25 protein-coding genes are annotated in these 22,376 nt (G+C 51.3%); 8 read left to right on the forward strand and 17 right to left on the reverse strand.

Annotation, left to right across the window (positions count from 1 at the left end; translation table 11 throughout):
* Nucleotides 1-261: transposase (locus B5D58_RS11405; protein ID WP_143779582.1), on the reverse strand; the 261-nt coding region annotated here is incomplete at its 3' end.
* Nucleotides 262-357: 96 nt separating this feature from the next.
* On the reverse strand, nucleotides 358-549 hold the full coding sequence (locus B5D58_RS11410; protein ID WP_074671340.1) for a hypothetical protein: 192 nt from the start codon (nucleotides 547-549) through the stop codon (nucleotides 358-360).
* A gap of 225 nt (nucleotides 550-774) precedes the next feature.
* On the opposite strand from B5D58_RS11410, the gene B5D58_RS13705 reads away from it, so the two are divergent.
* Complete coding sequence (locus tag B5D58_RS13705; RefSeq protein WP_143023773.1) at nucleotides 775-1,011, forward strand: hypothetical protein; 237 nt, start codon at nucleotides 775-777, stop codon at nucleotides 1,009-1,011.
* 114 nt (nucleotides 1,012-1,125) lie between these two features.
* On the opposite strand, the gene B5D58_RS11420 is transcribed toward B5D58_RS13705, so the two are convergent.
* The gene (locus tag B5D58_RS11420) at nucleotides 1,126-2,055 is read right to left on the reverse strand and encodes a restriction endonuclease (RefSeq protein ID WP_011112913.1); all 930 of its coding nucleotides are present in this window, start codon (nucleotides 2,053-2,055) and stop codon (nucleotides 1,126-1,128) included.
* A 348-nt stretch (nucleotides 2,056-2,403) separates the two neighbouring features.
* Here B5D58_RS11420 and B5D58_RS11425 point away from each other — a divergent pair, with 348 nt between their 5' ends.
* Both B5D58_RS11425 and B5D58_RS11430 read left to right on the forward strand, forming a co-directional pair.
* Nucleotides 2,404-2,631: an AbrB/MazE/SpoVT family DNA-binding domain-containing protein gene (locus B5D58_RS11425; RefSeq protein WP_041356884.1), complete on the forward strand. Its 228-nt coding sequence runs from the start codon at nucleotides 2,404-2,406 to the stop codon at nucleotides 2,629-2,631.
* Nucleotides 2,628-3,017 carry a type II toxin-antitoxin system death-on-curing family toxin gene (locus B5D58_RS11430; protein WP_011112914.1) on the forward strand — a complete coding sequence of 130 codons (390 nt, stop codon included), beginning with the start codon at nucleotides 2,628-2,630 and terminating at the stop codon, nucleotides 3,015-3,017. The genes B5D58_RS11425 and B5D58_RS11430 overlap by 4 nt, the downstream gene beginning before the upstream one ends.
* A 58-nt stretch (nucleotides 3,018-3,075) precedes the next feature.
* Here B5D58_RS11430 and B5D58_RS11435 read toward each other — a convergent pair whose 3' ends face one another.
* The 3 genes from B5D58_RS11435 to B5D58_RS11445 form a co-directional block, all read right to left on the reverse strand.
* Nucleotides 3,076-4,884, reverse strand: a complete 1,809-nt coding sequence (locus B5D58_RS11435; RefSeq protein ID WP_011112915.1) for an ABC transporter ATP-binding protein — start codon at nucleotides 4,882-4,884, stop codon at nucleotides 3,076-3,078.
* Nucleotides 4,885-5,068: 184 nt separating this feature from the next.
* Nucleotides 5,069-5,518, reverse strand: a complete 450-nt coding sequence (ssb, locus tag B5D58_RS11440) for a single-stranded DNA-binding protein (RefSeq protein WP_011112916.1) — start codon at nucleotides 5,516-5,518, stop codon at nucleotides 5,069-5,071.
* Entirely contained in the window at nucleotides 5,519-6,877 is a 1,359-nt protein-coding gene (locus tag B5D58_RS11445) for an MFS transporter (RefSeq protein WP_011112917.1), read from the reverse strand.
* A 115-nt stretch (nucleotides 6,878-6,992) separates the two neighbouring features.
* On the opposite strand from B5D58_RS11445, the gene uvrA reads away from it, so the two are divergent.
* Nucleotides 6,993-9,824, forward strand: a complete 2,832-nt coding sequence (uvrA, locus tag B5D58_RS11450) for an excinuclease ABC subunit UvrA (RefSeq protein WP_011112918.1) — start codon at nucleotides 6,993-6,995, stop codon at nucleotides 9,822-9,824.
* 5 nt (nucleotides 9,825-9,829) lie between these two features.
* Nucleotides 9,830-11,113, forward strand: a complete 1,284-nt coding sequence (locus B5D58_RS11455) for a glycerate kinase type-2 family protein (RefSeq protein ID WP_011112919.1) — start codon at nucleotides 9,830-9,832, stop codon at nucleotides 11,111-11,113.
* Between the two features lie 28 nt (nucleotides 11,114-11,141).
* Here B5D58_RS11455 and hemB read toward each other — a convergent pair whose 3' ends face one another.
* From hemB to dapC, 7 genes are all read right to left on the reverse strand, one after another.
* Nucleotides 11,142-12,149: a porphobilinogen synthase gene (gene hemB, locus B5D58_RS11460; protein WP_011112920.1), complete on the reverse strand. Its 1,008-nt coding sequence runs from the start codon at nucleotides 12,147-12,149 to the stop codon at nucleotides 11,142-11,144.
* Between the two features lie 144 nt (nucleotides 12,150-12,293).
* A complete protein-coding gene (gene yihA / locus B5D58_RS11465) occupies nucleotides 12,294-12,962 on the reverse strand; it encodes a ribosome biogenesis GTP-binding protein YihA/YsxC (protein ID WP_011112921.1) in 669 nt (222 codons plus the stop codon).
* 18 nt (nucleotides 12,963-12,980) lie between these two features.
* Nucleotides 12,981-13,751, reverse strand: a complete 771-nt coding sequence (locus B5D58_RS11470; RefSeq protein WP_011112922.1) for a type III pantothenate kinase — start codon at nucleotides 13,749-13,751, stop codon at nucleotides 12,981-12,983.
* Nucleotides 13,752-13,761: 10 nt separating this feature from the next.
* On the reverse strand, nucleotides 13,762-14,775 hold the full coding sequence (locus tag B5D58_RS11475; protein ID WP_011112923.1) for a biotin--[acetyl-CoA-carboxylase] ligase: 1,014 nt from the start codon (nucleotides 14,773-14,775) through the stop codon (nucleotides 13,762-13,764).
* Nucleotides 14,776-14,938: 163 nt separating this feature from the next.
* On the reverse strand, nucleotides 14,939-15,292 hold the full coding sequence (locus B5D58_RS11480; RefSeq protein ID WP_011112924.1) for a metal-binding protein SmbP: 354 nt from the start codon (nucleotides 15,290-15,292) through the stop codon (nucleotides 14,939-14,941).
* Nucleotides 15,293-15,471: 179 nt separating this feature from the next.
* On the reverse strand, nucleotides 15,472-16,293 hold the full coding sequence (dapD, locus tag B5D58_RS11485) for a 2,3,4,5-tetrahydropyridine-2,6-dicarboxylate N-succinyltransferase (protein ID WP_011112925.1): 822 nt from the start codon (nucleotides 16,291-16,293) through the stop codon (nucleotides 15,472-15,474).
* 24 nt (nucleotides 16,294-16,317) lie between these two features.
* A complete protein-coding gene (dapC, locus tag B5D58_RS11490; RefSeq protein ID WP_011112926.1) occupies nucleotides 16,318-17,520 on the reverse strand; it encodes a succinyldiaminopimelate transaminase in 1,203 nt (400 codons plus the stop codon).
* A 100-nt stretch (nucleotides 17,521-17,620) separates the two neighbouring features.
* Here dapC and B5D58_RS11495 point away from each other — a divergent pair, with 100 nt between their 5' ends.
* Both B5D58_RS11495 and ahpC read left to right on the forward strand, forming a co-directional pair.
* Nucleotides 17,621-18,502 carry a DMT family transporter gene (locus tag B5D58_RS11495; RefSeq protein WP_011112927.1) on the forward strand — a complete coding sequence of 294 codons (882 nt, stop codon included), beginning with the start codon at nucleotides 17,621-17,623 and terminating at the stop codon, nucleotides 18,500-18,502.
* 127 nt (nucleotides 18,503-18,629) lie between these two features.
* Entirely contained in the window at nucleotides 18,630-19,193 is a 564-nt protein-coding gene (gene ahpC / locus B5D58_RS11500) for an alkyl hydroperoxide reductase subunit C (RefSeq protein WP_011112928.1), read from the forward strand.
* Here the strand turns inward: ahpC and B5D58_RS13920 are convergent.
* The gene (locus B5D58_RS13920; RefSeq protein ID WP_159445012.1) at nucleotides 19,190-19,339 is read right to left on the reverse strand and encodes a hypothetical protein; all 150 of its coding nucleotides are present in this window, start codon (nucleotides 19,337-19,339) and stop codon (nucleotides 19,190-19,192) included. The two genes, ahpC and B5D58_RS13920, sit on opposite strands and share 4 nt — an antisense overlap.
* Here B5D58_RS13920 and B5D58_RS11505 point away from each other — a divergent pair.
* On the forward strand, nucleotides 19,338-19,877 hold the full coding sequence (locus B5D58_RS11505; RefSeq protein WP_011112929.1) for a CNP1-like family protein: 540 nt from the start codon (nucleotides 19,338-19,340) through the stop codon (nucleotides 19,875-19,877). The genes B5D58_RS13920 and B5D58_RS11505 overlap by 2 nt on opposite strands.
* Before the next feature lie 15 nt (nucleotides 19,878-19,892).
* On the opposite strand, the gene B5D58_RS11510 is transcribed toward B5D58_RS11505, so the two are convergent.
* The 3 genes from B5D58_RS11510 to B5D58_RS11520 all read right to left on the reverse strand — a co-directional run.
* Nucleotides 19,893-20,678, reverse strand: coding sequence for a slipin family protein (locus tag B5D58_RS11510; protein ID WP_011112930.1), 786 nt, complete (start codon nucleotides 20,676-20,678; stop codon nucleotides 19,893-19,895).
* 1 nt (nucleotide 20,679) lies between these two features.
* Complete coding sequence (locus tag B5D58_RS11515) at nucleotides 20,680-21,933, reverse strand: NfeD family protein (RefSeq protein WP_011112931.1); 1,254 nt, start codon at nucleotides 21,931-21,933, stop codon at nucleotides 20,680-20,682.
* A gap of 131 nt (nucleotides 21,934-22,064) precedes the next feature.
* On the reverse strand, nucleotides 22,065-22,376 hold a 312-nt coding region (locus tag B5D58_RS11520), incomplete at its 5' end, for a transposase (protein WP_143779555.1).

The following is a 22,376-nucleotide window of genomic DNA, read 5'->3' on the forward strand; positions in this document are numbered from 1 at the left end:
GTCCGGGTCTTCGGTCAAAACATCGAATATCTTTTCCCAAATACCGGCCTGTGCCCACCGCGTAAAGCGTTTGTGAGCAGTTTTCCATTTGCCATACCGCTCCGGCAGGTCATGCCAGTGCGCACCAGAGCGTAAAACCCATAAAACACCATTTATAAACAATAGATTATCCGCGCCATGTCGGCCACGATCCCCAATTTTACCCGGTATAAACGGCTCTATTCGACGCCATTGCTCCCTGTTCAATTCATAGCGTTTCATACATTCCTCACTGAAAATGTTAAACCTCTTTCAGTAAAGCAAAAATTATAGATGTTGGAAATCCGTAAATGTCGATTTGCCTTAGCGATTTGGCCATTACGAAACTGATGATATTGATGTTATCGACAATCCAGCCATTCCGGATTTATGGAACTTCACAGAATCTTCAAGAGCAGCCTCAATAGCTGCTTTATCTGTTTTTGTCGGCTCTTGTTTTGCTTCAAACTCAAATTGGCCAGAAAAGAAACCATCTTCGTTCCGGCATTCATAGAAAATCAAAAACTTCATGTGATCTGTCCTCGATTGTTAAAGCTATTCTTCACGGACTTGCTTCTGCATATCCCAGCCCGCTTGTTCCAGCGCGGGCGTGATGAGCTTGGTACAAATATCACGTTCTGACAAATCTTTCTTGCTTGTCATCAGCTGGACGGAGCCCTTTCGTTTCTGTGGTATAGATTTATAACGCAAGCATTAGAAACATCAGCGGCAAATTGTATTGCCCAGAGCATCTTTGTGGCACCTTACCGTGTTTCCGCGGTTGTCACGATAAGTCGTATTGCCGAGGGAGTCTGTCCGGCTGTGAATGGTGTTGCCGTCGCTATCACGATAGGTTGTATTGCCGAGCGAATCTGTACGACTGCGCATGGTATTGCCATTGCTGTCCCGGCACGTTGTGTTCTGCAAAGAATCCGGGCGACATCGTGTTTGCGCAAAACTATCGAATGGTATAACGATAAGAACAATAAATGACAACAGAATTACTTTGAACATGAGTTTCCCTGATTGTCTGGTGTAGTGAAGCATTTTCCTTCATAGCGCCTGACGAACAAGCTAAGCTGCGGCGAAACCGGCTCCAGCGACTTACTATAAGTCAGGCACGCCAGCCTCATTTTCCATGGAATCCCAAAACTCGCTATCGAGTTTTTTGATCTCTACCGTGTGCTCAACTTGTAAACCAACCCCATATTCATAAATATATTCAGCCAATTTCTGTCCATCTATAAGTATTAGGGTTGTGCTTCCATTTAGGCCAACCGCATACTGTATGGCACCCCTTGAAAAGGAAGATGTGGTGATGAATACACCCTTGTTTGACTGTGCAACGGCGAGCGCACCAACAAAGCTCTGGATTTCCTGCCGCTGGACACTGTTTTCTAGGGCGTAGCGCTTTGCCTGTATATGAATCCGACCGAACCCCAGAACGTCTTCTTTAATGATTCCATCAATGCCACCGTCATTGGAATATGGCGTGACCAGTCCTGATTGCTTAATCTCTCCGCCGTATCCCATCTTTTGAAGCAGCAAAACAACAAGACTCTCAAACGCATGCGGTTTTTTGGATAGGATGGTGTCAATTATTTCCTGGTAGCAAGCTTGGCGAATCTTCTTTGCCGACTCATAAAGCTCTTCTTGTGGAGTAAGGTTTTCTTCACTAACCGTGATTTTGCCAATCTTTGAAGGCTTATTTTCTTGCTTCTTTGCAATCTGCTCGGCGATAAACTGATTGATTATATTTGGGGTTTTTAGCTTCTCCCTGCCAAGCTCACTTATTTGATATAGGCCGCGCTTGGGCTTATTCAACAACTCAGCCATATTCATGTAGCTCAGCGCCCAACTTATACGATCATAGAATATTTTTCCCTTGCCCGATTCGTATTCTTCTTGCACCTCACCATCGGACAGACCAAAGTACTTAGCCAGTGGCTGTTCGAAGTCACTTAGCTTCAACTGGCCCCGCTCCGCGAGCAACAATAATGCTGGAACACGAATTTGATCATGTTTGGGAATGCTCATACTCTCCTTCCTGATTTGTAACACCTGAATTAGGCCGCACAGTGGTATTGTCAACGAAGAAGAATAAAGCGCAAGTACCATCTATTCAAACTCTGAAAAGAGCCCACATTTCATGGGTTATCTGTTTAGCCTCACGAGCTGCAATCCTGGAGAACGGAGGTGGTTATGGTACCAGTGGAGTTAAATTTCTTGTCTTTTCGAATGCCGTCAGGCATGAAGCAATCCAGAGCAACACTGGTGGCAGCACTGCTGGGTCGCCGTGTCGGCCTGCTACCTCGTCGGACATATTGAGAGAGGATTCTTTGCTATGATGCGTTATTACATTAGTTATAACTCAAAGGAAATAACATGGTTGAGCTGAAAGTCAGAAAATTAGGTAATTCCCTGGGAGTTGTGCTGCCCAAAGAGGTCATTAACCATTTACGTACCGGAGATGGACAGCGGCTGTTTTTGACCGAGGCGTCCGATGGCGGGTATTTGATTACCCCATACGATCCTGCTTTCGAAGAAAAAATGGTCAAGGTTGAGAATATTTGTGACCGTTACCGCAATACGCTTCGTATACTGGCTAAATGATCGAGCCGATCTGGATAGATGAGCAGGTCGCGCTTGCTATTCATGAACGCCTGATTTCTCTACATAGCGGTGCATCAGGGGTTCGCGACAAAGAGCTTCTGAAATCGGCCCTTGCCAGACCTCTCAATCTTCTGGCCTATGATCAGCAAGCAGATGTTATCCATCTAGCTGCTGCATATACCGCCGGGATTTTGCAAAATCATCCTTTTGTGGATAGAAACAAACGAACGGGTTTTGTCGTCGGAGTACTGTTTCTTGAGCTTAATGGTTACAGATTTACTGCCGCTGAGGAAGACTCTGCGCAGGCAGTAATTGCGCTCGCTGCAGGTTCTCTTGATGAAGCCAGGTTCAAATTATTTCTTGCGGATAATTCGATACCTGTCTGACAGGACAGCTAAAAGCTGCTCAAAAAATAACCTTTCAGTGATGCTGTAATCATTTTCGTCAGTCGTCCTGTTCCGTTTCTTCGACCAGAAATCCGTCTGCCTGCCGGCTCCAAAGTTGGGTATAGGCACCGTTGACAGCCAGCAGTTGAGCGTGGCTGCCATCTTCGATGATGCGCCCGCGGTTGAATACCAGAATGCGATCCAGATGTGCGATGGTGGAAAGGCGGTGAGCGACCACGATCACGGTTTTGTTCTTCATCAGCGCAGCCAGGCTGTTCTGGATGGCCTGTTCGGTAATCGAATCCAGACTGGAAGTGGCTTCGTCCATGATCAGGATGGGCGCATTTTTAGCGATGACGCGAGCAATGGAGATACGCTGCCGCTGGCCGCCTGAGAGTTTCACGCCACGTTCGCCCACCAGTGATTCGTACTGATTGGGCATGCGTTCAATGAATTCGTGTGCATCGGCGCCGCGTGCAGCCAGTTCGATCTCCTCCCGGGTAGCGCCGGGACGGCCATAGCGGATATTTTCCAGCAGAGTGCGATGAAACAGTCCGGGGTCCTGCGGAATCAGGCTGATCTGTTCATGAAGGGACTGCTGGGTGACGTCCCGGATATCCTGACCATCGATCAGAATACTACCCTGCTGTGGGTCGTACAGCCGCAGGATCAGGTTGAGCAGTGTCGATTTGCCTGAACCAGAATAGCCCACCAGCCCTACGCGCTGCCCGCCCTCGATACGCAAATCGAGATTTTCGAATACCGGATTGTCGGGAGAATAGCCGAAGGTGACACCGCGCAGTTCGATACAGCCGCGGGTAATGTGCAATGGTTGCGCGCCGGGGCGATCGACGATTTCATGTTCACGCACGATGATACCCACACCGTTGGCAATATTGCCAATGTATTCGAACAGATCGATGAAACGACGACTGATGTTACGCACCTCCCCGATGATCAGCAGCGAGAGGCTGACGCTCATCACGAAATCGGCCACGGATATCTGGTTCTGCTGCCACAACCACAAGGCAAACAGCAGTGTGCCTACCTTGAGTGTCAACGCCAGCAGGAACTGGAACCAGAGTATTTTCTCATTCGACCAGAGCCAGCGCCGTGAAGCGGCAATCTCGTTGTTCAGGAAACTTTCCAGGTAGCCGCGTTCGAAACCCAGCATGGCGAACAACCGCACGCTGGCAAGGTTGGTAACGGCATCCACCACTTTACCAACTGTAATGCTGCGCGCCTCGGCCGATTTATGCGCCAGCGGCCGGCAGCGCCGCGCCAGCCAGTAGGAAATACTCAGGTAGAGCAATGCCCATACCAGCGTAAACAGCGACAAGGGAATACTGGCGTACCACAGCAGGATGATCGAGACGGTCAGTGTGACGACAATTGGCAGGAAATCGAACACCAGCGTCCATAATGTCATGTTGACGCTGGTCGAGGTTTCCGAGATACGGCTGGCTAGCGCACCGGCGAAGTTGTTGCTGAGGAAACGATGCGAATGGTGCTGCAGGTAAGCGTACAGCTCGCTCGTCACCTGCGCCCGTAATCGCGGTGCAATGACAATGCGGCAGGAGGCACCGGCGCGGCTGAATATCACTTCACCGAGGTTGAGCAGCAGATAAAGCCCGAGCGGGAAAGCGACTGCCGAAAAAATCTGTTCTCGTACCGTCAGGGAATCAGTAACACCACCCACGATCTGGCCAATGGCATACGGCGTGAGAATGCTGCTGGCAGATGAACCGATTTCCAACACCACGACCAGCACACACCAGCCGTAATAATGCCGGAAGAAATGCAGCAGAAAGGCAAAAGGCTCGCTCGGCAATGCCGGCGCGTGCGCGGGATGATGAGATTCGTCCATCAGAAATGACGGGAAAAGAATATTTGTGCCGAATGTTTGTATCTTACGGCTACCGGCTTTGCAGCCGGATAAATCCAATACCAGCCGCAATTATCGTGGCCGGATTAGCCATTACGTGCTCGGGTCTGGTATGGAAGTCCAGACCTCCTCAATGTCAGAGAACTGCTGCGTATCCCGTCTGGTTTCAGAACGGAATATCGTCTTCCATATCGTCAAAACCTGTATTCGACTTGGCAGGTGGGGTACTTTGACTTTGGTAATCATGATCCCGGTCGGCCGGAGGATCATAGCTGCCGCCTCCCGAACGGCCTCCCAGCATTTGCATGCGATCCGCGACGATTTCGGTGGTATAGCGCTCCACGTTGGATTTATCGGTCCATTTGCGTGTTTGCAGGCGGCCTTCGATATAAATCTGCGAGCCTTTTTTCAGGTATTCCCCGGCAATTTCGGCCTGTTTGCCAAACATGACGACCCGATGCCACTCGGTACGTTCCTGCTTTTCGCCACCTTTGTCTTTCCAGGTATCGGTGGTAGCGATATTCAGGTTCGCCATGGCGTCGCCGCTGGGCATGTAACGAATTTCAGGATCACGGCCAAGATTGCCAATCAACATGACTTTGTTCAGTGATGCCATCTATATATTTCCTTCCAGTAACTGAACCACTTTTTCTTCATCAAACCCCTTGAGGTCAACCTTCAGGTAAGCCACCTGCTCGTTGGCCAGCACGAGGGCCTCATAAACGCCAGGTAATGCCGCCAGTTCGCGTGACAGGCCATTGGCTTCATCGGAATCCATTTTTCTGACCTGATACATTCTGGAACGAACCGCGGCCGGTGCCTGCATGGTGACAGCCAGCACCAGCCAGAGAATCAGCAATCCGCTGCACATTGCCGCCAGGGCATAAAAGCCGAAATGCTGAAACAGATATCCACCCAGGCCGGCGCCGACGAAAGCACCCAGAAATTGTGTGCTGCTGTAAATGCCGATAGCCGTTCCTTTGGCGCCGACCGGTGCAATCTTCGAAATCAGTGAAGGCAGACTGGCTTCGAGCAGATTGAACGCTGCGAAGAACAGCAGTAACGCAAACACCAGCCCCCAGAATGATGCGTTAAAGATTGCCAGTAAAATTTGTGCCAGCAGCAGCAATGCAATGGCTGCAATGAAAACCCGTTTCAGCTGGGCTTTTTTCTCGGCATAGATAATGGCAGGCACAATCAGCAGTATGGAACCGACCATTACCGGAAAATAGACCTTCCAGTGATCAGCAGCAGCCAGACCTGTTTCCCGCAGTGACAGCGGTATGCTGAGCCAAAGTGCCATCAGCACCGCATGCAGGGCAAAAATACCATAGTTCAATCGCAGTAGTTGTACATCGCGAATGACGCTGCTGAAGCGGGCGGCAGTCACCTCGGTATCCGAGTGAAAACGGCTGACGACCGGATCCGGCACAACTTTGTGCACCACCCCTATCGCGAGTATGGCCAGACATCCGGTGATCACAAAGATACCGGGCACACCGACCCATTGATCCAGCAGAGGAGCGATGACCAGCGACAACGCGAAAACCATACCGATGCTCATACCGATCATTGCCATCGCCTTGGTACGATGTTCTTCTCGCGTCAGATCGGCTGCCAGTGCCATGACAGCAGCCGAAATGGCACCTGCACCCTGGATGATGCGCCCCAGAATCACCCAGTAAATGTCGGTTGCGCCCGCTGCGACAAAACTGCCCAGTGCAAACAGTACCAATCCGAGATAAATGACCGGTTTACGCCCGATGCGGTCAGACAGCCAGCCGAACGGAATCTGCAGGATTGCCTGCGTCAGCCCGTAAGCGCCCAGCGCGATGCCGATCAGTGTGTAATTGTCTCCCCCCGGCAGTTCTTTAGCAAAAAAAGTAAAGACCGGCAGAATGATGAACAGACCGAACATGCGAAGTGCATATACGCCCGCCAGACTGGCGGAAGCTCGTATTTCCACTCGGGACATTTTTTCGGGGAGTTTGGTTGCTGTATTAGGCGCTGGTGAAACAGACATGAAGCGTAATTGTGATAAAACCGGGAAGTTGGGTATATTATCAGGTTGACTCATTCTTAGATAGCTAATGGAACTCATCAGAATCCGTGGTGCACGGACACATAATCTCAAAAATATCGACCTCGATCTGCCGCGCAACCAGCTGATCGTGATTACCGGGTTGTCCGGCTCCGGAAAATCTTCGCTGGCTTTCGATACGCTCTATGCAGAGGGCCAGCGGCGCTATGTCGAATCACTTTCCGCCTATGCCAGACAGTTTCTGCAGCTGATGGAAAAACCGGATGTCGATCTGATCGAAGGGCTGTCGCCAGCCATCGCCATCGAGCAGAAAGCCACTTCGCACAATCCGCGTTCCACCGTGGGAACTGTCACTGAAATACACGATTATCTGCGTCTGCTGTTCGCCCGGGTGGGAGAACCGCATTGCCCGGAGCATGGTATCGGGCTGGCAGCGCAGAGTGTTTCACAAATGGTCGATCAGGTTTTGCAGTTGCCGACCGACACCCGTCTGATGATACTTGCGCCGGTAGTAACCGGACGCAAGGGTGAACAGGCGGAATTGTTCGATGAGTTGCGTGCACAGGGATTCGTGCGCGTCCGGCTGGATGGGGAAGTGTACGATATCGATGCACTGCCGAAATTGCAGAAAACCAAAAAACATACGATCGAAGTAGTCGTCGATCGCCTCAAAATTTCCCCGGAGGTCAAACAGCGACTGGCGGAATCATTTGAAACCGCATTGCGCCATGCCGAGGGCAGGGCACTGGCGGTGGAAATGGACAGTGGCAAGGAATACCTGTTTTCAGCCAGATTCAGTTGCCCGGTGTGCAGTTATGCCTTGTCCGAACTCGAACCACGTCTGTTTTCCTTCAATAATCCCGCGGGCGCCTGCCCCAAGTGTGATGGTCTGGGTCAGATCACCTTTTTCGATCCGGCACGGGTGGTGGCCTTTCCGTACCTGTCGCTCGCTGCAGGCGCCATTCGGAGCTGGGATAAGCGTAATCAGTTCTACTTCCAGATGTTGCAGGCGGTGGCAAATCACTATCACTTCGATCTGGAAATTCCGTTCGAGCAGTTGAGCAAGGAGGTGCAACAGGCCGTTCTGTATGGTTCCGGCAAGGAAAAAATCACATTTACGTATCTCAACGAACAAGGCCGTGCTCATCAGCAGGTTCACCCTTTCGAGGGTATCATTCCCGGCCTGGAACGCCGTTATCGGGAAACCGAATCACAAACCGTACGTGAGGAACTGGCCAAATTCATCAATGCGCGTGAATGTCCCGAATGCGGAGGGACACGCTTGTGCCGTGAAGCCCGGCACGTTACGGTCAATGGCGAAACGATTTTTGCCATCAGTGCCTGGCCGCTGCGGCAGGCAAAACAGTTTTTCGATGACATGGAACTGACAGGCCACAAACAATCCATTGCAGAACGTATCATCCGGGAGATTTCCAGCCGCTTGCAGTTTCTCAATAATGTCGGGCTCGACTACCTTTCGCTCGACCGTTCCGCCGATACGCTTTCCGGTGGTGAAGCGCAGCGTATCCGCCTCGCCAGCCAAATTGGCTCCGGGCTGACCGGTGTCATGTATGTGCTGGATGAACCTTCGATCGGATTACATCAGCGCGATAATGAACGCTTGCTGGATACCCTCAGGCATCTGCGTGATCTTGGTAACAGCGTCATCGTAGTGGAGCACGACCAGGATGCCATCCTGCTGGCGGATCATGTAGTCGACATGGGTATTGGAGCGGGTGAGCATGGCGGCTGTGTGGTGGCAGAAGGTACACCAACGGCCATTCAGGCAAATTCTGCATCGCTGACCGGACAATACCTTTCCGGCAAACGCTCCATTGCCATTCCATCCACTCGCACCCCGCCCAATCCGGAAAGGATGCTGACGATCCGTGGGGCAGCCGGCAACAATCTCAAGCAGGTACAGCTCAATTTACCGGTCGGCTTACTGATTTGCGTAACTGGTGTTTCAGGTTCAGGAAAATCCACACTGATCAACGATACGCTGTATCGTGTCGTGGCACGCCATTTGTATGGCAGCCATACTGATCCGGCTGCTTACCAGGAAATCGACGGGCTGGGGTTTTTCGACAAAGTCATCGACATCAACCAAAGCCCGATCGGGCGCACCCCCCGTTCCAATCCCGCGACTTACACCGGCCTGTTCACACCCGTACGTGAATTGTTTGCCGGCGTGCCACAAGCCAGGGAGCGCGGCTATTCACCCGGCAGATTTTCGTTCAACGTCAAGGGAGGGCGCTGCGAAGCCTGTCAGGGAGATGGTGTCATCAAGGTGGAAATGCATTTTCTGCCGGATATTTATGTTGCCTGCGATGTTTGCCACGGGCAGCGTTACAACCGGGAGACGCTGGAAATCCAGTACAAGGGCAAAAACATTCACGAAATTCTGCAGATGACCGTCGAAAATGCCCATGCATTTTTTGAAGCTGTGCCGACCATCGCACGCAAACTGCAAACCTTGCTGGATGTGGGGCTGGGATATATCACGCTGGGGCAGTCTGCCACGACACTATCCGGTGGCGAGGCTCAGCGCGTCAAACTGTCTCTGGAGTTATCCAAGCGCGATACCGGCCGCACGCTCTATATTCTCGATGAACCCACTACCGGCCTGCATTTCCAGGATATCGACCTGTTGCTCAAAGTCCTGCATCGCCTGCGCGATAACGGTAATACCGTGGTCATCATCGAACATAATCTGGATGTGATCAAAACCGCCGACTGGATCATCGATCTGGGTCCGGAAGGAGGAGCAGGGGGGGGCAGAATCATTGCCGAAGGGACGCCGGAAACGGTAGCGTCGATCCCCGGCAGTTTCACCGGATACTTTCTCCAGCCATTACTTTCCACCACACTGACGGGGTAAATTGTATGAATCCGCGTGAACTGCTGCTCGACAGTTTTCGTGCTGCCATCGATGCAGCTGATCCGCAAAAGATCGTCCCCGCTCATCTGCCTGAACCACCTTCGGGGAACACGCTGGTCATCGGTGCAGGCAAAGCAGCGGCAGCCATGGCTCGTGCCGTAGAAACACACTGGCCGCCGGGCAATCATCTGGAGGGTATCGTGGTCACACCTTATCGCCATGGACTGGCGACCAACAGCATCATGGTGATCGAAGCCAGCCATCCCATCCCTGATACCCGGAGTGAAATGGCTTCCCGCGCCATTCTGGAATCGGTACGCATGCTCAAACCGGATGATCTGTTGCTGGGGCTGTTCAGTGGCGGCGGATCGAGCCTGTTGTCCGCGCCCGTTCCCGGGGTAATACTGGAGGAACTGAAATCCATCACTCATCAACTCTTGCTGTGTGGCGCTTCGATCCAGGAAATCAACATCGTGCGCAAGCATTTGTCCACAGTGCTGGGAGGAAAATTGGCGGCAGCCAGCCGGGCACCGGTGCGCTGCCTGATCATTTCGGATGTCACGGACAATGACCCGAGCTCTATCGCCTCCGGACCCTGCGCGCCGGATCCTTCTACCTGGCAGGATGTACTGACGCTGATCGAGCGCTATGCGATCACCGTTTCTCCGCAGGTTATCGAAGTGTTACGGGAAAACGGCCGCAAAAGCAGCAATGGAGGAGAAGGGGAAACACCCAAGCCGGGCGACCCGGTGTTCAGAAATGTGAAAAACCGGATCATTGCAACCGCCCGGCAATCACTCGCCGCTGCGGCACAATTTTTCCAGGCGCAGGGGATCACCCCGCTCATTCTGGGTGATACCGTCACTGGTGAAGCACGGGAAGTCGCCAAAATGCATGCCGTCATTGCACGCGAAATACGTCATTACAACAATCCGTACCGGCCGCCTGTCGCACTGATTTCCGGCGGAGAAACAACCGTTACGGTAAAAGGTGCCGGTAAGGGCGGACGCAATGCCGAATTTCTGTTATCACTCGCCATTGCACTCGGCGGGCTGGAAGAGGTATACGCACTGGCCTGCGATACGGATGGTATAGACGGCAGTGAAACCAATGCGGGTGCAGTGATGACACCGGATACGCTGAGCCGGGCACGGCAAGCCGGCATCGATCCAACGGCTTTACTCGATGACAACGATGCCTATACTTTTTTTGAGAAGCAGGGCGATCTGGTTGTCACCGGCCCGACCTATACCAATGTAAATGATTACCGGGCGATCCTGATAGTATGATTCATCATGTGATGCAAGCAGTCCGGTTTCAGGCGCGTTCCTGCAGCCAGCCGGCCACTTCCACTGCGAAATACGTCAGAATGGCATCTGCACCGGCACGTTTACACGCCAGCAATGCCTCGGTAACACAGGCTTTTTCATCCAGCCACCCGTTCATGGCAGCCGCTTTCAGCATGGCATATTCGCCACTCACCTGGTAGACGAAGGTAGGAACGCCCAGCTCATCCTTAACCCTGCGCACGATATCGAGGTAAGGCATGCCGGGTTTGACCATGATCATATCCGCACCTTCCTGAATATCCAGCCCCGCTTCCCAGATGGCTTCATCCGAATTGGCCGGGTCCATCTGGTAGGTGTATTTATTGCCCGCCCCCAGCGTAGCAGACGAGCCGACTGCATCCCGGAACGGGCCATAAAAACTGGAAGCATATTTGGCTGAGTAGGCCAGTATCCGGGTATGGATAAACTGGTCACGATCCAGTACAGCACGAATGGCAGCTACCCGACCGTCCATCATATCGGAAGGTGCCACGACATCTGCACCCGCCTGGGCATGTGACAATGCCTGCCGTTCCAGTACACTGACCGTTTCATCATTCAGCACATAGCCGTTTGCGTCGATCAGACCATCCTGACCGTGGCTGGTATAGGGATCGAGTGCCACATCGGTGATCACCCCCAGTTCGGGAAAACGTTTCTTCAATTCCTTCACCGTGCGCGGTACCAGGCCATCGGGGTTATAGGCTTCATCGGCAGTCAGATTTTTCAGGGAAGCATCGATCACCGGGAAAATTGCCAGGGCGGGGATTCCCAGACGCAAACATTTTTCGGCCTGGAGCAGGAGCAGATCAATACTTTGCCGGACAACCCCGGGCATCGACGCCACTTTCTCTTCGCGATTACTGCCATCCAGTACGAATACCGGATAAATCAGATCATCTGGCCGCAGATGATTTTCCCGGACCAGACGGCGGGAGAAATCATCCCGGCGGTTACGGCGCATTCTTTTTTGTGGAAACTGGCTGAAAAAGGTCATGTTTTATTTATCAAAATAAAAAAATTGATACATCGTGGAACTAAATTCATTTAGTCCATTCTTATAGATAGGTGGTTGGTAATTACCACCTCTCGCCTTCCCTCCCTGAGGCGAGGCCTTACAAGCAAGGCGATTCTCCCCGGCTCAATCCCCTTTAGCCGGGGTTTTTTTTTGCTCGCTGATTTCACCGTTCTCCTGCTGTACGCTGGCATGGCCGGTATCAAACCAGTTTTGCAATAACTGTGAAGCTTCTTCCACGCCTGCGACTTTCAAGCTGGAAAAAGTCTGGACGGTACAGTGAGGGTAATTGACAGTCAGAAACTGCCTAACTTCGTTCAATGCCACCAGTGCCCTGCTCTTGCTCAGTTTATCTGCCTTGGTCAGCAGTACATGAACCGGTTTTTTTGTCTGCCTGAACCAGTCCAGCATTTGCAGATCGAGCTTTGTCAACGGATGGCGTATATCCATGATGAGTATCATACCGTACAACGATTGCCGGGTTTGCAGATAGGAACTCAGCAGATGTCCCCAATGCTGTCGAATAGCCAGCGGTACTTGTGCGTAACCGTATCCTGGCAGATCGACCATGAAGCGTTCCTCGCCCAGCTGAAAAAAATTGATATGTTGTGTCCGGCCAGGCGTTTTACTGACGAAGGCAAACCGTTCTCTTCCCACCAGTGTATTGATTGCGCTCGATTTTCCGGCATTGGAACGTCCGGCAAAAGCAACTTCAACTCCGGCCGTCTGCGGCAAATCCTGCAAACGGTTGACTGTCGTATAAAATTCAGCATGTCTGAAAAGCGGGTGTGTCATGATGCATCGTCCTGATATTTAACGGGTTGCCGGTATCTCTGCTTGCGCCCCGGCGATAATGACCAGCCCCTCCAGTACCAGATCATCGACAATCTGGTGAGGGATATGTATATGAGGAGCCAGCAACGCCGCGCCACCACCCGTCAGGATGGTTTCTACAACCATTTGTTTTCCCGTGTATTCGGAAAGCTGGTCATACATTCGCTCCACTGCGCCGGTCAGTGCCTGAATCATCCCGCTATACAGGGCGTTTCCGGTATTGATCGGGAAATTCTGGAAACTACCGGATAGTGGCATGGAAAATATTCCGGCACGATCTGCCAATGCCTGTCTCATCGCATCGGGGCCAGGCACAATGACGCCGCCCAGAAATTCACCCGAGGCAGACAAAGCATCGACCGTCATGGCAGTGCCCACATCCACGACCAGACATGCCTGTTGTAACCGGTGCCATGCAGCAATCAGTGCTACCCAGCGGTCGCAGCCCAATTGCGCCGGGTTGCTATAACGGCTGATGACACCACACTGACGGGCACTGGCTGTGGCCCACTCCAGGTGTACATGCCATGGCGCCAGCAATGCCTTCAAATCATCTGCCGCCTGTAATCCAGCCACATTGGCAATCAGAATGGAGGCAGGTGCTGGCAACGCAGTCCAGTTTTGTTTCAGCATCCTGCGTTCGCTTTGTAATGTCTTGCCATGCGCCAGCCACTGTCGACCGTCATGTAATCCCCATTTGATGGCGGTATTACCCGAATCAACCGCCAGCAGCAAAGAAGATGTATTCAACCCGCAAACCTCAATTGAATGGGCTGGAATGTTCTGCCAGACTGCGCAGAGAGATTTCCCCGCTTCTCAACTGTACGACACCTGTCGAAGTATCGACCAGTAAAGCACCATCCGCTGCAACACTGATTGCAACCCCATTCCTGACAGAACCCTCTGCGAAGCTGACCTGCACCATTTTGTCCTGATAGGCATGGTAACGTGTCCATTCCTCTATGAAAGGCTCAAAGCCATGTCGTTCAAATGTATCGAGCACCCTGGCCAGCTCTTTCAGTAAAACCGCCAGTAACTGATTCCTGTCCGGCATTTGCCCGGTGATACTGGTGATATCGGTTACCTTCTGATCGATCCGGGCTTTTGTGACGCCGGAAAGCCTGAGATTCAATCCAACACCAATAACCACGGTTCCCAGACTCAACATATCTCCGTGCAATTCGATCAGCACACCTGCCAGCTTGGCGTGGGAACCGGATAACACATCATTCGGCCACTTCAGCGCAATGTCACGAATACCGAGCAATGTCAGTGCGCGGACAATGGCCACACCTACTGCCAGACTTAGCCCGGAAAGAGTATTTACCGGACATTGTGACGGCCACAACACAGAGAAAGTCAGGCTGTCTCCCAGGCCTGATGACCATGAACGTCCACGGCGTCCGCGTCCTTGTGTCTGTAATTCCGTGACCAGCACCTGCTTGATTCTGTTGGCGGAAATGCCCTGCTCAACCGCACGCTGCAGCAGTAATGAATTGGTCGATTCGACCGCTTCCACAATTTCTATCTGTATGGAATCCGCGTATTCAGCAAGATGCTGGTGTATTTGTTCGCTATCCAGCCATTGAACCGGATTCAACCAGCGATATCCCCGACCAGGAATTTTATGTATGGTCAGGCCGTAACTTTCCAGATCCCGCAGCGTGTTGGATATACTGGAACGAGAAACTTTCAGCGCCTGGCCCAAAGTTGTACCGGAGTGGTAATTGCCATCACTCATCATTCTCAGGATGGCAAACGTAAGTTGCCTCATATCGAATTTCCGGTTGGATTCATGAGTACTTCTGATTTATCCGACTACAGCAATCCTGCCTATTTCCGGCCTGGTATGCCATAACAAAAAAGCGGATAACTCCGCTTTTGGTTGGCTAATGTGCCTTTGATAAAGCTTACCAAAGGCACATCCGTTTGATAATTTAGTGCGATTTATGTTCGGATGCACGCAAGTGCTCGATAGCTTCTTGCGCATGTTTGGTAGCAACACCGACATGGCCTTCCTCACCATGCTTGATAGCATCTTCCAGATGTTTGATTCCATGACCGACATGCGTATTACCACCTGCTTCACTGGCAGCCTTGGCATGTGTCAGACTTTCTTTTGCATGTTCCAGTAACTGGTCAGTATGGCCTTCTTTACCATGTGCCACGGCTTCCTCGGCATGCTTCACTGCCTCGTCCACGTGAGCAGTATGTCCGCTCGCATACACCTGCATGCTCAAAAACAGTGCGGTAACAGAGGCTGCAATCACTTTTATCAGGGTTGTTTTCATAATAGCTTCTCCTCTTATATTAGTTGCTCAAGATGTATGAATTTCCTGTAACAACACGGCGAATACGCAGGGAAAAAGCCAACTGATATCACACCCTGCCAGACTTTCCGTAAAATTCATACAATCGTTCTTATATCACAGATCATTGCCAACAGATAGTATTGCTCTGATGTCAATGATCAGATACCACGCAATAACTCATTGATACCCGTTTTAGAGCGGGTTTTGGCATCGACCTGTTTCACAATCACCGCACAATACAGGCTGTAGCGGCCATTTTCAGCCGGCAGATTTCCGGAAACCACGACTGATCCCGGGGGAATTCGACCATAGGTAATTTCACCGGTTTCACGGTTATAAATTTTGGTACTCTGACCAATATAAACACCCATTGAAATCACCGAATTCTCGCCAACGACGACACCTTCGACAATTTCGGAACGGGCACCGATAAAACAGTTGTCTTCAATAATCGTAGGACTTGCCTGCACCGGTTCCAGCACCCCGCCGATACCGACGCCACCGGAAAGATGAACATTTTTGCCGATTTGTGCACAGGAGCCCACAGTTGCCCAGGTATCCACCATGGTACCTTCATCCACATAAGCCCCGATGTTCACATAGGATGGCATCAGTACCACATTACTCGCGATGAACGAACCCTTGCGAACAGCAGCTGGTGGAACCACGCGGAACCCGCCATCACGAAAGTCGCGTGAGCTGTAATCTGCGAACTTGGATGGAATCTTGTCGAAATAGTTGGAAAATCCACCCTTGATGAAACTGTTGTCTTCCATGCGAAAAGACAGCAGGACGGCTTTTTTGATCCACTGATGAACGACCCATTCACCATTGATTTTTTCAGCCACCCGCAGCTTGCCGGTATCAAGCATATTGATAACCTGGGCAACCGATTCCTTCAGATTGGCTTCGACATTCCGGGGGGTGATTTCAGCGCGCCTTTCAAAGGCATTTTCGATGACAGCCTGTAATTGCTCCATGTGACTCCTAAAAAAATAATCAGATCAGAATTTTCTGGCAATGTCCCTGATTCGCTCCATTGCTTCCATGCATTCCACCACGGGTGCAACCAGTGCGATCCGCACGAAATCTTCACCAGGATCCATACCGTGCGCCTCTCGTGCCAGATAGCTGCCGGGCAACACGGTCACATTTCCTTCACGATACAAACGCCTGGAAAACTCGATACCACTGACAGGTGTTCTCAGCCATAAGTAAAACCCCGCATCCGGCATACTGACAGGCAGGGTATCCCCCAGTATATGCATGGCGCCAGTAAATTTCTCATAGTACAGCTTGCGGTTTTCAGCCACATGCTGCTCATCACTCCAGGCAACGGTACTTGCTGCCTGCACAGCCGGATTCATGGCACTACCATGATAGGTGCGATAAAGCAGAAATTTCCTGAGAATGGTCGCATCTCCCGCTACAAAACCGGAGCGCATTCCCGGTACATTCGAACGCTTGGATAAACTGCTGAACACGACCAGACGGGGAAATCCGCTACGCCCGAGTTTTTCGGCCGCTTCCAGCGCACCCAGTGGGGGATGGCCCTCATCGAAATAGATTTCTGAATAACATTCGTCTGCAGCAATCACAAATCCATAACGATCGGACAAATCGAACAGATGCTTCCATTCATCCAGAGTCAACACTTTGCCGGTAGGATTATTAGGGGAACAAATGTACACCAGTTGTGTGCGTTCCCACACCGTATCGGGTAACTGTGCAGTATCTGCCGAAAAATTGTTTTCCGGCAGCTGGTTGAGAAAATAGGGCGTTGCCCCCGCTAGCAATGCAGCCCCTTCATAGATTTGATAAAAGGGATTCTGGCAAACTACCGCTGGCTGAATAGCTTTGTGATCGGTATCGATAACCGCCTGGGCAAATGAAAATAACGCTTCCCGGCTGCCATTGACCGGAATGACCTCGGTATCCGGATCAATGGAAGATAGGTGATAGCGCTGTGTGAGCCAGGTTGCAATACTGGCTCTTAGCCTGTCAGTCCCAAGTACTGTGGGATAATGAGCCAGCCCTTCGAGACTGTTGATCAGCTCCTGCCTGATAAATTCGGGGGTGCTGTGCCTTGGCTCACCAATATGCAAACCGATAGGAGTCGGCAGGGAATCCCTTGGCACGAGATCCTCAAACAACTTGGTGAGTTTCTGAAACGGATATAACTGAAGATTTTCCAGTGAAGGATTCATACTTTCTCAAGATTGCCCACAAGAACTATGCTTGCGGAAGGTACGCTTCCAGGAAGGCAGTAAAAATGGTAAGCGTTAATTATAAAGGGCACAGGGAACCTTGACCAAACAAAAAAAATTACTGCCGGTAGCCAGCCTGCTGCTGGGTGCTGCCATCTGGGGAGTAGCCTGGTATCCCTACCGCTTACTGGAACAGGCGGGTATGCGTGGTGAATTGTCTACCACACTGGCTTATTCCATTGCGCTGCTGATCGGCCTGATTCTGTTTCGAAGACAACTCCGGATTTCCGAAATACTTAACCCTGCCGCCGGTATTTTGTTCTGGATCAGTCTCAGTGCGGGTTGGACCGGCATTGCCTATGTACTCGGAATCATCCACGGAGAAGTCATGCGGGTACTGCTTCTGTTCTATCTGGCACCGCTGTGGACCATCCTGTTTTCACGTATCCTGCTCCAGGAGCGGCTGAGCAGGCAGGGTTACGCGATCATTCTGTTATCCCTTGCAGGTGCTCTGCTTCTGCTCTGGCAACCGGGAAGTAAATTACCACTACTCGCCTCTTATGGTGACTGGATGGGGTTATCTGGCGGACTTGCCTTTGCACTGACCAATGTCCTGATTCGCAAGGACCAGCAGCACGGCATTCAGCTAAAGTTGCTGGCCGTTCTCTCCGGCACTGCCTTGACCGGATTTGCCGCAACATTGTTGATGGAAAGTATTTCCGATATAACTCATTTGCATACCCACGCATGGCTGATACTGGCAGGTATAGGCGGATTGGTGTTTTTTCTTTGCATATTGCTGCAATACGGAATGACTCATATACCAGCCAACCAGGCTATTGTGATCATGCTGTTCGAACTGGTGGTCGCGGCCATTGCCGCCCATTTTCTGACGAATGAATACCTGACAGGAAGAGACTGGGCTGGCGGACTCATGATTGCCTCCGCCAGCCTGTTTTCTGCGCGAGTCAATCGAGACTAGATATACAACCTCTTCACTCGTCCTGAAGATTGCTACCCATATTCATTGGGCTGGACTAATCGAGCGCAGCGCCTTAAACTTCTGTCGAAGCTATCATTCTGAGTCAATCACATAAAAGGAAACGGCAATGTCACTGATTAACACTACTGTTAAACCGTTCAAAGCAACTGCGTATCACAATGGCGATTTTGTCGAAATCACGGATAAAACCTTGAAGGGCAAATGGTCGGTCATCGTTTTCTACCCGGCTGATTTCACCTTTGTCTGCCCGACTGAGCTTGAAGATCTGGCGGACAACTATGATGAATTCCAGAAGATCGGGGTTGAAGTCTACGGTGTTTCAACAGATACACATTTCACGCACAAAGCCTGGCATGATACTTCCAGCGTGGTTCGTAAGGTTCGTTATCCACTGGTAGGCGATCCAACCAGAGAACTGTCCCGCAACTTTGATGTGCTCATTGAAGATGCAGGTCTGGCGCTGCGCGGCAGTTTCATTATCAACCCGGAAGGCGAGATCAAGGCATTCGAGGTTCAGGACAACAATATTGGCCGTAATGCTGCTGAACTGTTGCGTAAAGTCAAGGCTGCGCAATACGTCTCAATGCATGAGGGTGAAGTTTGTCCGGCCAAATGGACAGAAGGTGCTGCCACACTGAAACCGTCAATCGACCTGGTTGGCAAGATTTAAGATTCCTGCCCCATTCTGTCTGTCGATATTGGCCGGTGATATTTCTTCTTTGCGGGAAATATCCCGGCCGGTTTTATTTTATCGGCTACCTTCACCACGACCGGTAACCACTGGTTTGCTTTTTCTTCTCCCCATTGTGAAGCCATGTATCAAAAATTCAACAAGCCAGTAAACGCTGCCCTGCATCTGATTCTGGTCTTGAGCATTACTGCCTGTGCCAGCCAGAACAAATTTTTTGATACGCTCGATTACAATAGAGACTGGGAAGCGATTCAATCCAACCTTCCTGCTTATCCCCAACCGGAAAACCTGCTGGAGTTCGATTCTGGTCCTGCTACCAGTCTGCGCTATTTCATCGATGCCAAATCCATCAGTGTCGATGAAAAACGTGTGATCCGGTACAGCATAGTGATCCAGTCGCAGCAGGGCGCAAACAATGTTTCGTACGAGGGGCTGCGTTGCGAAACACGTGAGAGAAAACGCTATGCGACCGGTAACAACGATATCCGCAGTTGGGTGCGTGCCAATACCTCTGAATGGCAGCCACTGGAAGCAGTCGCTCAGTTACGAGCTCAGCGAGAGCTGGCAAAATACTACTTCTGCCCGCGCGGACTGGTCGTAGGCTCTCCCGCAGAGGCTGTTCGCGCGCTCAAAGCTGGTGTGCACCCGATGGTGATTCGTTAATCATCATCTCCAGCTTCACTTGCTGGTCGGGTTGTCAGATTGTTCTTCAGTCATTTTCTGCAGGATCGTCAGAAGCTCGATCGGCAGCGGAAAAACAATCGTGGAGCTTTTCTCACCTGCAATTTCGGTGAGTGTTTGCAGATAGCGCAGTTGCAGTGCTTGAGGCTGATTTGCAAGGACTTGTGAGGCTTCGAGTAAATGATGTGATGCCTGTAATTCGCCTTCCGCATGAATGACTTTGGCACGGCGTTCACGCTCAGCTTCAGCCTGTCTGGCAATTGCCCGTACCATCGTTTCGTTGAGATCGACGTGCTTGAGCTCAACATTCGATACCTTGATTCCCCACGCCTCAGTCTGCTCATCCAGAATCAACTGAATATCGGAATTGAGCTTATCCCGGCTGGCCAGCATTTCATCCAGCTCGTGCTGCCCCAGTACAGAACGCAAGGTCGTTTGTGCCAACTGGCTGGTCGCCATGTTGTAGTCTTCAACCTGGATAATAGCTTTTTGTGGATCAACCACACGAAAATACAGCACGGCATTGACCTTGACTGAAACATTATCGCGCGAGATGACATCCTGAGCAGGCACATCCATCACGATAATGCGCAGATCAACTCGCACCATGGTTTGAACGGCAGGGATCACAATGACCAGACCTGGCCCTTTGACCCGCCAGAAACGTCCCAGCATAAATACGACACCCCGTTCATATTCTTTCAGCACCTTGAGTGAACTGGCGAGGAAAAAGATGGAAAAGGTCAGAATAAGCGTAATGACAGATACGGTATCAGTGTACATATCAATTCTCCGTTGCATTCATCGTATGATCGGGTTGGCATGGCTCCACTTCCAGCAGCAGGCCCCGCATAGCTGTAACTTTGATCCGCTGCCCGGGTGACAATGGCGTATTGGTACGGGCACGCCATCGTTCCCCATGAACCCGCACCCAACCTTCCTGATCAAAACTTTCCAGTACTTCACCCGTACTATGAACGAGTTCTTCACTACCTGAGACTACCGGTTTTTTTCTGGATTTGAGCACCATACCGAACACCAGCATGAAAAATCCGGCCGACATCAGCGTAAACGTGGCGATCAACGGGATCGAAATACCGTAATCAGGCACTTCTGTGTCGATCAGCATGATCGATCCGATGACAAAAGCTGCAATGCCGCCGATACCCAGCGCACCTACACCCGGTAGCAAAGCCTCTGCCAGCATAAAGGTAATCCCGAGCAGAATCAGTGCCAGACCGGCATAGTTGATCGGCAAAACCTGAAAGGCAAACAAAGCCAGTAACAGACTGATGGCTCCAACTACACCAGCTACAATCGTTCCGGGTGTAGTAAATTCCAGAACCAGACCATAGAAACCAATCAGCATCAGGATGTAGGCAATATTAGGATCGGCGACCACTGCCAGCAGGCGAGTGCGCCAATCCTGCTCGATGCGCTCCAGTGCCAGAGACCGGGTAGATAATTTGACTTTTTCTCCGGACAAATCGACTGTACGTCCGTCTATCCTGGCCAGCAAATCACTCACATCATCTGCCACCAGATCAATGACATTTTTATCGAGTGCTTCGGCAGCTGTCAGACTCACCCCCTCACGCACGGCCTGCTCTGCCCAATCCGCATTACGTCCGCGCATCTGGGCAAGCCCGCGGATATAAGCGACAGCATCATTGATAACTTTTACTGTCATGGCATCCTGACTGTCGGATTTATCGGGCTGCTCACCCTTAGGCTGGCTGTCAGGTACTTCCGGCTTTGAGGCCAACGTATTCATCTTTACCGGTGTGGCGGCGCCCAGATTGGTAGCAGGCGCCATTGCTGCGATATGGCTGGCATACAGAATATAGGTTCCGGCACTGGCAGCACGTGCACCACCAGGCGCAACGAAGCTTACCACTGGTACCGGAGAAGCGATGATTTCCTGAATGATTTTGCGCATCGATACATCCAGACCACCCGGTGTATCGATCTGAAGAATAATTACTTGCGCTCGCCGTTCGGTTGCTCTGGACAGCCCGCGCTGAATGTAATCCTGCATGGCTGGGCCGATTGCCCCATTGACATCCAGCCAGACAGCAATATTGCCGGTATCACTCTTTGCAGTACTGACAGTATCAGGAGATTGTGCGAACAGTATGCCTACCCATAACCTGAGTTCGGGATAAGCCCTTAAGCTTTAGCCAGGCTGTTGACCCTGGTCAGATTCAAAGTTGGTTTGTTATCGGACAAACAGTAAGCGACGATACCAGCCATTAGGTTAACGATAAAATTGAAGAGAGAGCGGTGTCGGGTATGCTCGATCTGGCAAAGATTCTTCAATTCATCAAAGACGGTTTCAATCAGGGAACGGCGACGCAGAATGACTTTCTCGAACCTGGTACGAGGCACAGGCCTCATGTTTTTCCTGAGGGGAGTAATGAGTTGAAGGTTTTGCTGGTCCAGTGCTTCAGTGAGCCACTGGGCGAGGTAGCCTTTGTCGGC

Source organism: Nitrosomonas europaea, from assembly GCF_900167395.1.
Lineage (GTDB): Bacteria > Pseudomonadota > Gammaproteobacteria > Burkholderiales > Nitrosomonadaceae > Nitrosomonas > Nitrosomonas europaea.

Excerpts from the sequence above, each read along its gene's own strand:
- B5D58_RS11435 (WP_011112915.1), bottom strand. The coding sequence starts at position 4,884 with ATGGACGAATCTCATCATCCCGCGCACGCGCCGGCATTGCCGAGCGAG.
- B5D58_RS11505 (WP_011112929.1), top strand. The coding sequence starts at position 19,338 with ATGTATCAAAAATTCAACAAGCCAGTAAACGCTGCCCTGCATCTGATT.
- B5D58_RS11510 (WP_011112930.1), bottom strand. The coding sequence starts at position 20,678 with ATGTACACTGATACCGTATCTGTCATTACGCTTATTCTGACCTTTTCC.
- ssb (WP_011112916.1), bottom strand. The coding sequence starts at position 5,518 with ATGGCATCACTGAACAAAGTCATGTTGATTGGCAATCTTGGCCGTGAT.
- B5D58_RS11480 (WP_011112924.1), bottom strand. The coding sequence starts at position 15,292 with ATGAAAACAACCCTGATAAAAGTGATTGCAGCCTCTGTTACCGCACTG.
- yihA (WP_011112921.1), bottom strand. The coding sequence starts at position 12,962 with ATGACACACCCGCTTTTCAGACATGCTGAATTTTATACGACAGTCAAC.
- ahpC (WP_011112928.1), top strand. The coding sequence starts at position 18,630 with ATGTCACTGATTAACACTACTGTTAAACCGTTCAAAGCAACTGCGTAT.
- dapC (WP_011112926.1), bottom strand. The coding sequence starts at position 17,520 with ATGAATCCTTCACTGGAAAATCTTCAGTTATATCCGTTTCAGAAACTC.
- B5D58_RS13920 (WP_159445012.1), bottom strand. The coding sequence starts at position 19,339 with ATGGCTTCACAATGGGGAGAAGAAAAAGCAAACCAGTGGTTACCGGTC.
- dapD (WP_011112925.1), bottom strand. The coding sequence starts at position 16,293 with ATGGAGCAATTACAGGCTGTCATCGAAAATGCCTTTGAAAGGCGCGCT.
- B5D58_RS11430 (WP_011112914.1), top strand. The coding sequence starts at position 2,628 with ATGATCGAGCCGATCTGGATAGATGAGCAGGTCGCGCTTGCTATTCAT.
- uvrA (WP_011112918.1), top strand. The coding sequence starts at position 6,993 with ATGGAACTCATCAGAATCCGTGGTGCACGGACACATAATCTCAAAAAT.
- B5D58_RS11420 (WP_011112913.1), bottom strand. The coding sequence starts at position 2,055 with ATGAGCATTCCCAAACATGATCAAATTCGTGTTCCAGCATTATTGTTG.
- hemB (WP_011112920.1), bottom strand. The coding sequence starts at position 12,149 with ATGACCTTTTTCAGCCAGTTTCCACAAAAAAGAATGCGCCGTAACCGC.
- B5D58_RS11410 (WP_074671340.1), bottom strand. The coding sequence starts at position 549 with ATGAAGTTTTTGATTTTCTATGAATGCCGGAACGAAGATGGTTTCTTT.
- B5D58_RS11475 (WP_011112923.1), bottom strand. The coding sequence starts at position 14,775 with ATGAGGCAACTTACGTTTGCCATCCTGAGAATGATGAGTGATGGCAAT.
- B5D58_RS11445 (WP_011112917.1), bottom strand. The coding sequence starts at position 6,877 with ATGTCCCGAGTGGAAATACGAGCTTCCGCCAGTCTGGCGGGCGTATAT.
- B5D58_RS11455 (WP_011112919.1), top strand. The coding sequence starts at position 9,830 with ATGAATCCGCGTGAACTGCTGCTCGACAGTTTTCGTGCTGCCATCGAT.
- B5D58_RS11515 (WP_011112931.1), bottom strand. The coding sequence starts at position 21,933 with ATGCAGGATTACATTCAGCGCGGGCTGTCCAGAGCAACCGAACGGCGA.
- B5D58_RS11425 (WP_041356884.1), top strand. The coding sequence starts at position 2,404 with ATGGTTGAGCTGAAAGTCAGAAAATTAGGTAATTCCCTGGGAGTTGTG.